The 12,658-nt window shown below is 72.7% G+C and carries 14 protein-coding genes; 8 read left to right on the forward strand and 6 right to left on the reverse strand.

All coding sequences use genetic code 11. The features are described 5' to 3' along the window. Positions 1-44: 44 nt before the first annotated feature. Both ACFWR9_RS18015 and hisN read right to left on the reverse strand, forming a co-directional pair. Positions 45-452: a cyclic nucleotide-binding/CBS domain-containing protein gene (locus ACFWR9_RS18015; protein ID WP_383842720.1), complete on the reverse strand. Its 408-nt coding sequence runs from the start codon at positions 450-452 to the stop codon at positions 45-47. A gap of 133 nt (positions 453-585) precedes the next feature. Then, on the reverse strand, positions 586-1,386 hold the full coding sequence (gene hisN / locus ACFWR9_RS18020) for a histidinol-phosphatase (protein WP_383842723.1): 801 nt from the start codon (positions 1,384-1,386) through the stop codon (positions 586-588). 188 nt (positions 1,387-1,574) lie between these two features. Between hisN and ACFWR9_RS18025 the strand changes: the two genes are divergently transcribed. Continuing rightward, positions 1,575-2,186, forward strand: a complete 612-nt coding sequence (locus ACFWR9_RS18025) for a TetR/AcrR family transcriptional regulator (protein ID WP_383842726.1) — start codon at positions 1,575-1,577, stop codon at positions 2,184-2,186. Between the two features lie 10 nt (positions 2,187-2,196). Here ACFWR9_RS18025 and ACFWR9_RS18030 read toward each other — a convergent pair whose 3' ends face one another. From ACFWR9_RS18030 to ACFWR9_RS18045, 4 genes are all read right to left on the reverse strand, one after another. Continuing rightward, positions 2,197-2,520 (reverse strand): DMT family transporter, encoded by a 324-nt coding sequence (locus tag ACFWR9_RS18030; RefSeq protein ID WP_383842729.1) that lies wholly within the window; start codon positions 2,518-2,520, stop codon positions 2,197-2,199. A gap of 105 nt (positions 2,521-2,625) precedes the next feature. Then, positions 2,626-3,639 (reverse strand): ribosome small subunit-dependent GTPase A, encoded by a 1,014-nt coding sequence (rsgA, locus tag ACFWR9_RS18035; protein WP_383842732.1) that lies wholly within the window; start codon positions 3,637-3,639, stop codon positions 2,626-2,628. A gap of 12 nt (positions 3,640-3,651) precedes the next feature. Further along, positions 3,652-4,968, reverse strand: coding sequence for a 3-phosphoshikimate 1-carboxyvinyltransferase (aroA, locus tag ACFWR9_RS18040; RefSeq protein ID WP_383842735.1), 1,317 nt, complete (start codon positions 4,966-4,968; stop codon positions 3,652-3,654). Between the two features lie 120 nt (positions 4,969-5,088). Beyond that, complete coding sequence (locus ACFWR9_RS18045; protein ID WP_383842738.1) at positions 5,089-5,811, reverse strand: M50 family metallopeptidase; 723 nt, start codon at positions 5,809-5,811, stop codon at positions 5,089-5,091. 50 nt (positions 5,812-5,861) lie between these two features. Between ACFWR9_RS18045 and ACFWR9_RS18050 the strand changes: the two genes are divergently transcribed. From ACFWR9_RS18050 to ACFWR9_RS18080, 7 genes are all read left to right on the forward strand, one after another. Beyond that, positions 5,862-6,677, forward strand: a complete 816-nt coding sequence (locus ACFWR9_RS18050) for an SOS response-associated peptidase (protein WP_383842741.1) — start codon at positions 5,862-5,864, stop codon at positions 6,675-6,677. Positions 6,678-6,687: 10 nt separating this feature from the next. Continuing rightward, entirely contained in the window at positions 6,688-7,362 is a 675-nt protein-coding gene (locus tag ACFWR9_RS18055) for an alpha/beta family hydrolase (protein WP_383842744.1), read from the forward strand. 332 nt (positions 7,363-7,694) lie between these two features. Then, entirely contained in the window at positions 7,695-8,378 is a 684-nt protein-coding gene (gene sigR, locus ACFWR9_RS18060) for an RNA polymerase sigma factor SigR (protein ID WP_383842747.1), read from the forward strand. After that, the gene (gene rsrA, locus ACFWR9_RS18065; protein WP_114529078.1) at positions 8,375-8,686 is read left to right on the forward strand and encodes a mycothiol system anti-sigma-R factor; all 312 of its coding nucleotides are present in this window, start codon (positions 8,375-8,377) and stop codon (positions 8,684-8,686) included. Before sigR ends, rsrA begins: the two co-directional genes overlap by 4 nt. 107 nt (positions 8,687-8,793) lie before the next feature. Continuing rightward, the gene (locus tag ACFWR9_RS18070; protein ID WP_383842750.1) at positions 8,794-10,128 is read left to right on the forward strand and encodes an HD-GYP domain-containing protein; all 1,335 of its coding nucleotides are present in this window, start codon (positions 8,794-8,796) and stop codon (positions 10,126-10,128) included. Further along, a complete protein-coding gene (locus ACFWR9_RS18075; RefSeq protein ID WP_383842753.1) occupies positions 10,125-11,414 on the forward strand; it encodes an HD-GYP domain-containing protein in 1,290 nt (429 codons plus the stop codon). The genes ACFWR9_RS18070 and ACFWR9_RS18075 overlap by 4 nt, the downstream gene beginning before the upstream one ends. Positions 11,415-11,527: 113 nt before the next feature. Next, complete coding sequence (locus ACFWR9_RS18080) at positions 11,528-12,508, forward strand: hypothetical protein (protein ID WP_161329950.1); 981 nt, start codon at positions 11,528-11,530, stop codon at positions 12,506-12,508. Positions 12,509-12,658: the final 150 nt, after the last annotated feature.

Here is a 12,658-nt window from a genome sequence, read left to right on the forward strand (position 1 = left end):
ATCCCCGGGGACGGGGGTCCGGCCCGTTTCGTCGTTCCGTCCCGTCAGGCCGTCACCGCCGGGGTGCCCGGCCGGGAGCGCTCCGGCGCCCAGCAGCGGATGATGTCGCGCACCGAGACGATGCCGGCCGGCTCGCCGCCTTCGAGCACGATGAGGTGGCGGAAGCCGCCGTGCGCCATCGCCGCGGCCGCCTCCTCCACGGTCCAGGACGGTGCGGCGAAGACGACGTCGGTGGTGGTGTGGGCGTGGGCGCGCTCGGTGTCCGGGTCCTGGCCCTGGCCCACGGAGACCAGGACGTCGCGTTCGGTGAGGATGCCGATGCCGTCGGCGTCCGGATCGTGCACCACGGCCGCGCCGACGCGGCGTGCGGACATCAGGGCGGCGGCCTGACGGAGTGTGTGGGCGGGGCCGATGGTGAGGACTACCTTGCTCATGACTTCGCGGACGAGCATGGGGTGGAGCCACCTCCTGCCGGTGATCCATGAGTTAGTTCATGGATTCACAAGTTCACAAGTGAGGGAACTCTCAGGGTGGCAGGTAAAGCGGGGGTCAACAAGGGGGCGTGGAGGGGGAGTCGGCGGGCGCTCAGTAGCGCTGGTTCAGGTAGCCGAGGAGTTCGTCGTGGAGCAGGCCGTTCGACGCCGCCGCGTTGCCGCTGTGCGGGCCGTGGCGGCCGTCGAGGCCGGTGAAGGTGCCGCCGGCCTCCGTGACGATGATGGCGTTCGCGGCCATGTCCCAGAGGGACAGCTCGGGTTCGGCGCAGATGTCCACCGAGCCCTCGGCCACCATCATGTACGGCCAGAAGTCGCCGTACGCGCGCGTGCGCCACACCTCGCGGGTGAGGTCGAGGAAACCGTCCAGCCGCCCCTGCTCCTCCCAGCCGCCGAGCGACGAGTACGCGAACGAGGCGTCCGAGAGCGTGGAGACCTGGGAGACCCGGAGCCTGGAGGCGGAGGTCAGGCTGCGGCCGGTGAACGCGCCGTGGTCCTGCACCGCCCACCAGCGGCGCCCGAGGGCCGGGGCGGAGACCAGCCCGACCACGGGCTGGTAGCCCCCCTCGCCGGCCTCCATGAGGGCGATGAGGGTGGCCCAGACGGGGACGCCCCGGACGTAGTTCTTGGTGCCGTCGATCGGGTCGATCACCCAGCGACGGGTGCCGGCGCCCGTCGTGCCGAACTCCTCGCCCTGCACCGAGTCGCGGGGCCGGGCGCGGGAGAGGTGGCCGCGGATGAGTTCCTCGGCGGCCTTGTCCGCCTCGCTCACCGGGGTCATGTCCGGCTTCGTCTCGACCTTCAGGTCGAGGGCCTTGAAGCGGTCCATCGTTGCCGCGTCGGCGGCATCGGCGAGCACGTGGGCGAGGCGGAGGTCGTCGAGGTAGTCGGGCATGCGGCAACCGTATCGGGCCGGGACGCGCGGGAGCCACCAGGGGTTTGGCGGGCGTGGCGGATCGCGGAGGGGGAGTCGACGGGCCGTTGCGCCCCGGCGGCTGTGCCCGCCTGGCGCGAGGACCCTTGACAGTGACCCCATACCCGTCGAATCTGGGCACGAAGCCGCTCGGCCCGAGGGAGGCCAGGGTGCCCGCAGCCCGGGAGTCCCTGCTCGACGCCGCTTACCAGGCGTTGGCGCGTCGGCCGTGGTCCGCTGTGCGGATGGTGGACGTCGCGGCGGCGGCCGGGGTGTCCCGGCAGACGCTGTACAACGAGTTCGGCAGCAAGGAGGGCCTCGCGCGGGCGCTCGTCCGGCGGGAGGCCGACGGCTATCTCGCCGGCGTGGACCGCGCGCTCGCCGGTCCCAGCGATCCGCGTGAACGGCTCACCGCGACCGCCGAGTGGATGATGTCCGCCGCCCACGAGAACGCGCTGGTCCGGGCGATGCTCACCGGCTGCTGGAGCGAACGGCTGCCCGCACCGGAGCTGACGGCCGTGCCGTCCTCCTGCGCCGCGCCGGCCCAGCGCCGGGCCGACGGTCCGCTGCCCTCGCCCGGCGACTTCGTGGCCCTCGTCCGCGACCGTGCCGTGGCCGTCCTGTACGGCGCCGACCCGATCGTCCCGCAGGACACCGCCGAACTGGCGCGCTCCTGCGAACTGGCCGTGCGGCTCGCCCTGTCCTGCGTCGCGGCACCCCCCGCCGAGGGCGGCGTGGCCGACCTCGTACGCACCGCCCTGCCGCGTCGGTCGATGGCGTAGCGGATACGGCTCAGTGCGCCGAGCCCGACAACTGGAGCCCGATCACGCCGATGATGACGAAGCTGATCGAGACGATCTTCAGGGTCGAGACCAGGTCGCCGAGGAAGACCATGCCGTAGACGGCGGTGCCCGCCGCGCCGATTCCGGTCCACACGGCGTACGCGGGGCCGACGTCGAGCCTCTTCAGGGCCAGGGTCAGCAGTCCGAAACTGCCCAGGGCGAAGGCGCAGAAGGCGACGGTGGGCCAGAGCCGGGTGAAGCCGTGCGACAGCTTCAGGCAGACGGCGAAGCCGGTTTCGAGCAACCCGGCCACTATGACCAGCAGCCACGCCATGTCTTGTCCTCCCGTAGTCCCGTACCGTGACCGTGCTCGGGGTTGGTTCCGGTTTGGTGCGATTATGCACTTACCGGTGCCACGGCACGGCAAACAACGCGGAGGTCAGTCGCCTTCCTTCCGTTCGCGCGTCGACAGCAGCCGACGCAGCGAGTACAGCCGTGCCGGGTCGGCGTGGCCCTCGGCGACCCATGCGTCCAGCGCGCAGTCCGGCTCGTCGTGGCTGCACGCGCGTGGGCACCCCTCCGTGCCGGGCACCAGGTCGGGGAAGGCGTTGATGACCCGCGACGGGTCGATGTGCGCCAGGCCGAACGACCGTACGCCCGGGGTGTCGACGACCCAGCCGCCCGCCTCGGACGACAGCGGCAGGGCGAGGGCCGAGGTCGTGGTGTGCCGGCCGCGGCCCGTCACCGCGTTCACATGGCCCGTCACCCGGCGGCGGTCCTCCGGCACCAGGGTGTTGACGAGCGTCGTCTTGCCGACGCCGGAGTGGCCGACGAAGGCCGTGATCTTCCCGTCCAGATGCTCGCGCACGAGACCGGCCGCGGCGCCGTTCTCCAGCTCCTCGCGGCTGGTGACGACGTACGGGATGTCCAACGCGCCGTACAGCTCCAGGAGTTCGTCCGGCGGCGCCAGGTCCGACTTGGTCATGACCAGCAGCGGGGTGAGGCCGCCGTCGAACGCCGCGACCAGGCAGCGGTCGATCAGGCGCGGGCGCGGCTCCGGGTCGGCCAGGGCGGTGACGATGGCGAGTTGGTCGGCGTTGGCGACGACCACGCGCTCGTAGGGGTCGTCGTCGTCCGCGGTGCGGCGCAGCAGGGACACGCGCTCCTCGATGCGGACGATGCGCGCGAGGGTGTCCTTCTTGCCGGACAGGTCGCCGACCAGTGCCACCCGGTCGCCGACCACCGCCGCCTTGCGGCCCAGTTCCCTGGCCTTCATCGCCAGCACGACCCGGTCCTCGACCAGGCAGGTCAGCCGGCCGCGGTCCACGGTGAGGACCAGGCCCTCGGCGGCGTCCTCGTGCTTGGGCCGGATGTGGGTGCGCGGCCGGTTGCCCTTGCGGTTGGGGCGGGAGCGGATGTCGTCCTCGTCGGTGTGCTTGCCGTAGCGGCGCATGGCGAACAGTCCCTACGCCCCGAGCATCCCGGTCCACAGGTCGGGGAAGTCGGGCAGGGTCTTGGCCGTCGTCGCCACGTTCTCGATCCGCACTCCCTCGACCGCGAGGCCGAGGATCGCGCCGGCGGTGGCCATGCGGTGGTCCTCGTACGTGTGGAAGACGCCGCCGTGCAGGGGGCGCGGGCGGATGTGCAGACCGTCGGCGGTCTCGGTGACGTCGCCGCCGAGTTCGTTGATCTCCTTGGTGAGCGCGGCCAGGCGGTCCGTCTCGTGCAGCCGCAGGTGCGCCACCCCGCGCAGGGTCGAGGGGGAGTCCGCCAGGGCGGCGGCGGCCGCGATGCCCGGGGTCAGCTCGCCGACCTCGCCGAGGTCGACGTCGATGCCGTGCACGGCGCCCGATCCGGTGAAGACCAGTCCGTAGTCGGCCAGTTCGCAGGAACCGCCCATCTCGGTGAAGATCTCCCGCAGCCGGTCGCCGGGCTGGGTGGTCTGGGACGGCCAGTCGGGGATCACGACCTTGCCGCCGGTGACCAGGGCCGCGGCCAGGAACGGCTGGGCGTTGGACAGGTCCGGCTCGACCGTCAGGTCCCGGCCAAGGAGTGCGCCCGGCGTGACCCGCCAGACGTTCGGCTCGCCGCCCGACTCCGGGGTGTCGACCTGGGCGCCGACCGAGCGCAGCATGTCGACGGTCATCCGGATGTGCGGCATGGACGGGAGCGCCGAGCCGGTGTGGCGGACCTCGACGCCCTGGTTGAAGCGCGGGCCGGACAGCAGCAGGGCGCTGACGAACTGCGAGGACGACGACGCGTCGATCTCGACCGGGCCGCCCTCCAGCGCGCCCCCGCCGTGCACGGTCAGCGGCAGCGCGCCGCGCCCGTCGTCATCGACGCGGGCACCCAGGACGCGCAGCGCGTCGATCACGCCGTGCAGCGGACGCTCGTAGGACCGCGGATCGCCGTCGAAGCGGACGGGGCCGTCCACGAGCGTGGCGACCGGCGGCAGGAAGCGCATGACCGTGCCCGCGTTGCCGACGTCGACCGTGGCCGGGCCGCGCAGTCCCGCCGGGATGACCCGCCAGAACTCGCCGCTGCCCTCCGGGCCGACGCCCTCCTCGATCTCGACGCCCATCGCGCGCAGCGCCTCGGCCATCAGCAGGGTGTCGCGGGAGCGCAGCGGACGGCGCAGCCAGCCGGGCTCGGAGGCGAGGGCGGCGAGCACCAGGGCGCGGTTGGTGACCGACTTGGACCCGGGCACATGGACGGTCGCTTCGACGGCTCCGCTCGCGTGCGGTGCGGGCCAGAGGGCGGTGTGCGTGGGGTTCACGGTCATGGGCCCCACTTTAATGGCTGAAGCCGATCGGAGATCTTGATCAAAAGCGGCGAAACCTGACCGAAATCGCGACAGTGCACATGCCGTGCATATATGCGGGCGGGTGCGGGCGCCCGTGCGTCACAGCTCCAGCAGCCAGCGTCCCCCGCCGACCAGCGAGCACAGCGACACCGCGTGGAACAGGAAGAACCACACCCCCGCCGGCGCGTGGGTCAGCCGGGCCAGCTGGTCCGCGTCCGAGTCCCCGGCGCCGCCCCGCGCCCGCTTGGCCTGCAGCTCGAAGGCCGGACGCACCCCGCCGAGCAGCAGGAACCAGACCACCGCGTAGGCGAACGCCGCCTGCACCTGCGGTCCGGCCAGCCAGGAGACCAGGACGAACGTGCCGCCGGTGAGCACCACCGTCAGCATCCCGTACGCGTTGCGGACCATCACCAGCAGGGCGACGAGCAGCAACGTCGCCAGCCACAGCAGCAGGGTGATGCGCCCCGCGGCCAGCAGCGCGGCGCCGCCGAGGCCGAGCAGCGGGGGAGCGGTGTAGCCGGCCACCGCCGTCAGGATCATCCCGACACCGTGCGGCTTGCCGCGGCTCACCGTCAGTCCGCTGGTGTCCGAGTGCAGGGTGATCCCGGTCAGCGTGCGGCCGGTGAGCAGCGCCACGAGCCCGTGGCCGCCCTCGTGCGCGATGGTGATCGCGTTGCGCGCTATCCGCCACGGCCGGTGCGGCACGACGACGACCAGCGCGGCCACCAGGGCCGCGACCACCACCCACAGGTCGGGATCGGGCTGGGTGCCGGAGACCTCGTCCCACAGGGAGGTGAGCGGGGCCGTTGCGAGGTGGTCCATGTTCGGTGAGGGCTCCTCGTAGTCACGCGGGGTCTGGCAGTGTGGCACGTATGTGCGGACGGTATGCGGCGAGTCGTCGACCCGAGGATCTCGCGGGAATCTTCGAGATCGAGAAGTGGGAGCCCAAGGAGAGCTTGGAGCCCGACTACAACGTGGCGCCCACCAAAGAGGTCTACGCCGTTCTGGACCGTCCCCTGAAGGACGCCGAGGACCCGGATCCGGTTCGTCAGCTGCGGAAGCTGAAGTGGGGGCTCGTCCCGTCCTGGTCCAAGACGCCCGAGGGCGGCGCCCGGATGATCAACGCCCGCGCGGAGACCGTCCACGAGAAGCCCTCCTACCGGCGCGCCTTCGGCAGCAGGCGCTGCATCCTGCCCGCCGACGGCTACTACGAGTGGGTCACCGGCACGCAGGAGCGGGACCTTGAGGTCGAGGGACGCAAGAAGCGGCCCCGCAAGCAGCCGTACTTCGTGACACCGGCCGACGGGTCCGTGTTCGCCATGGCCGGGCTGTACGAGTTCTGGCGGGACAGGACGCTGCCGGACGACCACCCGCAGGCCTGGTGGGTGACGTGCTCGGTGATCACGACCGAGGCCGAGACCACACCGCTGGCGGCCGCCCCGGCCGACGGCCCGCACGCGCTCTCCGACATCCACCCCCGGATGCCCCTGATGCTGACGCCGGACCGCTGGGACGACTGGCTCGACCCGGCACGCACCGACCCCGACGAGCTGACCTCCCTGCTGGCGCCCCCGCCCGCCGGACTGATGCGGGCGTTCCCGGTCTCCACCGCGGTGAGCAACGTGCGCAACAACGGGCCGGAGCTGCTCAAGGAGCTGGAGGCGCCGGAAGAGGGCACACTCTTCTGACGTGACGCATGTGACGAAGGAAACGCAGGAGACGCAGAAGACGCAGAATCCGCCCGAGGCGGTCGAGACCGACGTCGGCCCCGCCCGCATCACCTGGCACCGGGCGAGGAAGCCCCGCCTCGTCCTCGCCGCGAGCCATGGCGCCGGCGGCGGCATCGAGGCGCGCGACCTGCGCGCGCTGGCGGCCGCACTGCCCGCCCACGGAGTGAGCGTGGCCCTGGTCGAGCAGCCCTGGCGGGTGGCCGGCAAGAAGCTGGCGCCCGCGCCGAAGACCCTCGACACCGGCTGGCGCGGCATCTGGCCCGCGCTGGCCGCACCGGGACTGCCGGTGATCGCGGGCGGCCGCAGCGCCGGCGCCCGCGTCGCCTGCCGCACCGCCACCGAACTGGGCGCTCACGCCGTGCTCGCCCTGAGCTTCCCCCTGCACCCGCCGGGCAAGCCCGAGAAGTCCCGCGCCGACGAGCTGCTCGGCGCCGGCGTCCCCACCCTCGTCGTCCAGGGGGGCAACGACCCCTTCGGCAGACCGGCGGAGTTCCCCGAGGCTCCCGAGGGGACGTACGACCTCATCGAGGTGCCGTACGGCGACCACGGCTTCGCGGTGCCCAAGCGGGCGGAGATCACCCAGGAGGCGGCCCTGGAGCTGATCACCGAGGGTGTCGCGAAGTGGGTCGGCTCACTCGGGTGAACGCCTGGGAATGACCGGCGTGCGCCCACTGTTGTGGCGGACATACGTTGCTGAGAATCAGCACCGACGCCGTAGGAGAGGAAGTCCGCCGCATGGGTTCAGCCTTCTGCCCTCCCGTCTCCCGCCGCCACCCCGTGGACGGGCTGCGCCCGGAAGAGTTGGATTCGAGTCGCAGCAGCCGCGCCGACCTGGACTGGACGGTGCTGCACGCGGCGAAGACCGCCGCTGTTCGGGCGGCGGGCGGACCGGATCGGCAAGCGCCCCCGACCGCAGGTCGTCTATCCTCCGATTCGAGTGGGGCCGGTCTCGGTTTCACGACGTCATTGGAGGAGGTGGGTCCGGTCACTGGGACCGACGCAGGGACCGAACACGGCCAGGCGGAGCAGCCCGAGGGCCGGGGCAAGAGCGCGGAGTCGACCGCCGAGCGCAGCGCGCGCTTCGAGCGGGACGCGCTGGAGTTCCTCGACCAGATGTATTCGGCCGCGCTGCGCATGACGCGTAATCCGGCCGACGCCGAGGACCTGGTGCAGGAGACCTACGCCAAGGCGTACGCGTCCTTCCACCAGTTCCGCGAGGGCACCAACCTCAAGGCGTGGCTGTACCGCATCCTCACCAACACCTTCATCAACTCGTACCGCAAGAAGCAGCGCGAGCCCCAGCGCAGCGCGGCCGAGGAGATCGAGGACTGGCAGCTCGCGCGTGCCGAGTCGCACATGTCGACCGGTCTGCGCTCCGCCGAGTCGCAGGCGCTGGACCACCTGCCCGACTCGGACGTGAAGCAGGCGCTCCAGGCCATCCCCGAGGAGTTCCGTATCGCCGTCTATCTGGCGGATGTCGAGGGGTTTGCCTACAAGGAGATCGCCGACATCATGGGGACACCCATCGGTACGGTGATGTCCCGGCTGCACCGTGGACGCCGTCAGCTGCGCGGCATGCTGGAGGACTACGCCCGCGACCGCGGTCTGGTCCCGGCCGGCGCCGGAGAGTCGAACGAAGCGAAAGGCTCGGGGTCATGAGCTGCGGAGAGCCGCACGAGACGGATTGCAGCGAAATCCTCGATCATCTCTACGAGTTCCTCGACAAAGAGATGCCGGACTCGGACTGCGTGAAGTTCGAGCACCACTTCGAGGAGTGCTCGCCCTGCCTGGAGAAGTACGGGCTGGAGCAGGCCGTCAAGAAGCTGGTCAAGCGGTGCTGCGGGCAGGACGACGTGCCGGGTGACCTGCGCGCCAAGGTCATGGGCCGGCTCGACCTGATCCGGTCGGGGCAGTCCGTGCCCGAGCACGACGTCACGGCCACACCGCCGACTCCTCAGGAGTCCTGAGCTCTCCCGAGTCACTCGTACGTGCTAATCCGCGGGTTATCTGCCCGCGGCCTCCCCGCCGCAGCCCTAGGCTCCGGAGCCTTACAGGCGTGGCCGGGGGAGGGCTCATGGACGCGGTACCGGCGCGGGCGCGTGTGTACGTCGCCGGTGTCGTCGTGGCCGCACTGCTCTGCCTGCGGCCGCTGCCCGCGACAGACGCGCCCTGGTGGGCGGTGCTGCTGCTCGCCGGGCTGTACGCGGGCTCCGAGCTGGTCGCCCGGTCCCGCTCCGTCGGTACCTGCTACCCCGTACTGCTCGCGGGTGCCTTTCTGCTCCCGCCGTCCGCCGCGGCGCTCGTCGCACTGCCCGGTGCCCTGCTGTCCCCGGTGCCGAGACGGCCCTTCGCCCTGCGGCGTGTCTGGCGGGCCGCGCAGCTGACGCTCGCAGTCTGGGCCGCCGCGTGGGTCCACTGGCGGCTCGGCGGGCGGGACGCGGTCGTCGAGCCCGACTTCCCGTACGCGCTCGTGCCGGCCGGGGCCGCGGTCCTGGCGTTCTGCCTGGTGCTCACCCTGCTGGACGGCGGCATCCTGACGCTCGCCGACCACGTGCCGGCGAGCCGGGCGTGGCGGGGGCTGTTCACCAGGACGCTCGGGCCGGTCGCCGTGCACGGGCTCGCCGGGTTGATGATGGCCGTCCTGTGGCGCAGCCCGTACGGTCCGGTGGCCGCGCTGCTCGTGCTGCTGCCGATGTGTGTCGCGTGGTGGGCGTTCGCCCAGTACCACCGGGAGCGGGCCGCGCACCAGGCGACCATCCGCGCGCTGGTGCAGGCCGTCGACATCAAGGACGGCTACACGCGCGGACACAGTGAGCGCGTCGGCCGGGCCACCATGATGATCGCCCGCGAGCTGGGCATGGACGAGGAGCGGGTCGAGACGCTCCGCTTCGCCGGCATCCTGCACGACGTGGGCAAGCTCGGCGTGCCCACCCGGCTGCTGCGCAAGGAGGGGGCGCTGACGCCCGAGGAACGACGGGTGATCGAACTGCACCCGGAGTACGGGCACGAGATGGTGCGCGGCATCCGCTTCCTGGGGGAGGCCCGGGCCGCCGTCCTCCACCACCACGAACGGCTGGACGGCAGCGGCTACCCCTACGGCCTCGTCGGCGACCGCATCCCCGAGTCGGCCCGGGTGGTGGCCGTCGCCGACGCCTTCGACGCGATGACCTCCACCCGCTGCTACCGCAGGGCCCGCCCCGTCGCCGCGGCGGTGGAGGAGCTCCAACGGTGTGCCGGCAGACAGTTCGACCCCCGGATGGTGGGCGCGCTGGTCCGTGCCCTGGGCCGGCACGGCTGGCACCCGTCGGTCACGGCCGACGGCACCCCCACACTCCCGACGGCCGCGGCGATCCCCGGCCGGCCCCGCGGCGAGACCACGCCCGACAGCGTCGGGAGGCGTGCCGTATGAGCGTGCCCCGGCTGCGGGGCCGGCCTTCCCTGGCCCCCCGGCTGCCGGGCCGGCCTCCCCTGGTCCCCCGGCTCATCCGTGCCGGCGCCGGGCTCGTCGCGGTGCTCTGCCTCACCTCCGTGCTGTGGTCGGGGCTCGTCCACCGGCCCGTCGCGCTCGCCTTCGGTGTGCTGGTCGCCCTCGGTGAGCTGACCCGCCGCGCCGACGCCGAGGCCCGGGAGGCAGCTCCGCTCGGCGCCGCCGGGGCACTGGCGTACGCGCTGCTCGGGGAGGTCGCCGGGCAGCCCGCCCCGCACGGCGTCGCCCAGACCGTCACCGTCGTCCTCGCCGCCTCGCTGGCCGGCAGCGTGCCCTACATCGCCCGCGGCAGCGGGCCCGTCCTCGACCACCTGGCACGGCGTGTGCTCACCGTCGCCTTCGCCGCCGTGTGCTTCCAGCCGCTCTCCGGCCAGGGCACCTTCCGCGACTGGAGCGGCCCCGCGTACGCGCTGCTGCTGATCGCGCTGCTCGCCCTGACCACGCTGTGCGACGCCGTGCTCGCCGCGGCACCCGCGCACGCGCGCACCGGCTGGCCCTTCGGCCCGCTGCTGCGCGAGGAGCTGCGCGGCATGGTCGGGATCACCTCCGCGGTGTGCGCGACCGGGGTGGTGATGGCGCTCGCGGTGGGCGTCGCGGGCCTCTGGGCGCTCCCCGTCTTCTGCGTGCCGCTGCTGCTCGCCCAGCTGTCCTACCGCCGGTACGCGGCCGTCCGGGCCACCTACCGGCAGACCATCGCCTCCCTGGCCAGGGCCACCGAGATCGCCGGATACACCCCGGCCGGGCACGCGCGCCGTGTCGCCGAGCTGAGCGGGGCCGTGGGACGCGACCTGGGGCTGTCGGGGGCCGAGCTGACCGTGCTGGAGTACGCGGCCCTGATGCACGACATCGGCCAGCTCAGCCTGGTCGACCCGGTCCCGGCGGGTGCCACCGCCGGCCTGCCCGCCCCGGAGCAGCGGCGGATCGCGCTGCTAGGCGGCGCCGTGGTCCGCCAGACCGGCGTCGACCCGGCCGTCGCCGTGGTCGTGGAGCGCCAGGCCGACCCCTGCCGGGAGCAGCCGCCGGCCGCGCGGATCGTACGGGTCGTGAACGCCTACGAGGAGAAGGCGCGGGACGCCGGTCCCGGCGGCGGCCTCACGGCCCTGGAGGAGCTGCGTCTGGCCACCGCGGACGACTACGCTCCGGACGTGGTGGAAGCACTGGCCCGAGTGCTTTCGCGAGGCAGTCTTACCTCGCTCTCGGCTGGGTAACCCATGGGTAATGAGCGCCTCTACAGCCGTACGTGGTTTGATGCGCAGGAAAGGGTGTCCGGGGGCGCGAAAGGCACAGCCAGCCCACAGAACGGAACTGGCAGGCGGGAATCGTGAGGATCTTCGGCAAGGCACGGCACCGGCCCTCCGCCTCCTGGCGGCAGGCCACCGACCGCGCGTTCACGCTGATCGGCGACGGTCGCTACGAGGACGCGGGGGCGCTGCTGACGCGGGCCGCCGACCTGGAACCCTGGCTGTCGGAGTCGTGGTTCAACCTCGCCCTGCTGCACAAGTTCCGGCACGACTGGGAGCAGGCCAGAGCGGCCGGGCTGCGGGCCGTGGCGCTGCTCGACCGCGACACCGGCGCCCCCGACTGGTGGAACGTCGGCATCGCGGCGACCGCCCTCCAGGACTGGCCGCTGGCCCGCCGGGCCTGGCAGGCGTACGGGCTGCGCACCCCCGGGGACGCGACGGACGCCGGTGAGCCGCTCGGCATGGAACTCGGCAGCGCGGCCGTACGGCTGTCCCCGGAGGGGGAGGCCGAGGTCGTGTGGGGGCGGCGCCTGGACCCCGCACGCGTGGAGGTGCTGTCCATCCCGCTGCCGTCCTCCGGGAGGCGCTGGGGCGAGGTCGTCCTGCACGACGGGGTGCCGCACGGAGAGCGGTCCACCGCGGCCGGGCACTCCTATCCCGTCTTCGACGAGATCGAGCTGTGGGCGCCGTCGCCCGTGCCCACCTGGGTCGTCCTCCTGGAGGCGGCCACCGAGTCCGACCGGGACGCGCTGGAGCAACTGGCGGCCGACGCCGGGTTCGCCGCCGAGGACTGGTCGTCGTCGGTCCGGCTGCTGTGCCGGATGTGCTCGGAGTCCCGGATGCCGTCCGACGAGGGCGAGGGCGAGCACCTCGACCCGCACGACCACAGCGAACCGGGGCATCCCGGGCCCCTCGGGCACCGTACCGACGGGCAGCTGTGGGTGCCGGAGCGGGAGTGCGGGGTGGCTGCGCCGGCTGCGTTGGTGAGGGGGTTGTTGGACGGGTGGGTTGCGGACAGTCCGGATTCTCGTGACTGGCGGGATTTGGAAGAGGTCTGCTGAGGTTCTTGGCCGACTGCGGGTTCGTCGTGGCTGGTCGCGCCCACGCGGCGGAGCCGCATATCGACACAGTCCCGGGGGGGGGGGGGCGGCGGCGCCCCCGCCCCCCGCACAACACCACACACCCCCGAAGACACTCAGACTCGAGAGACC

The organism is Streptomyces sp. NPDC058534 (assembly GCF_042717365.1).
In the GTDB taxonomy this organism is placed as follows: Bacteria; Actinomycetota; Actinomycetes; order Streptomycetales; family Streptomycetaceae; genus Streptomyces.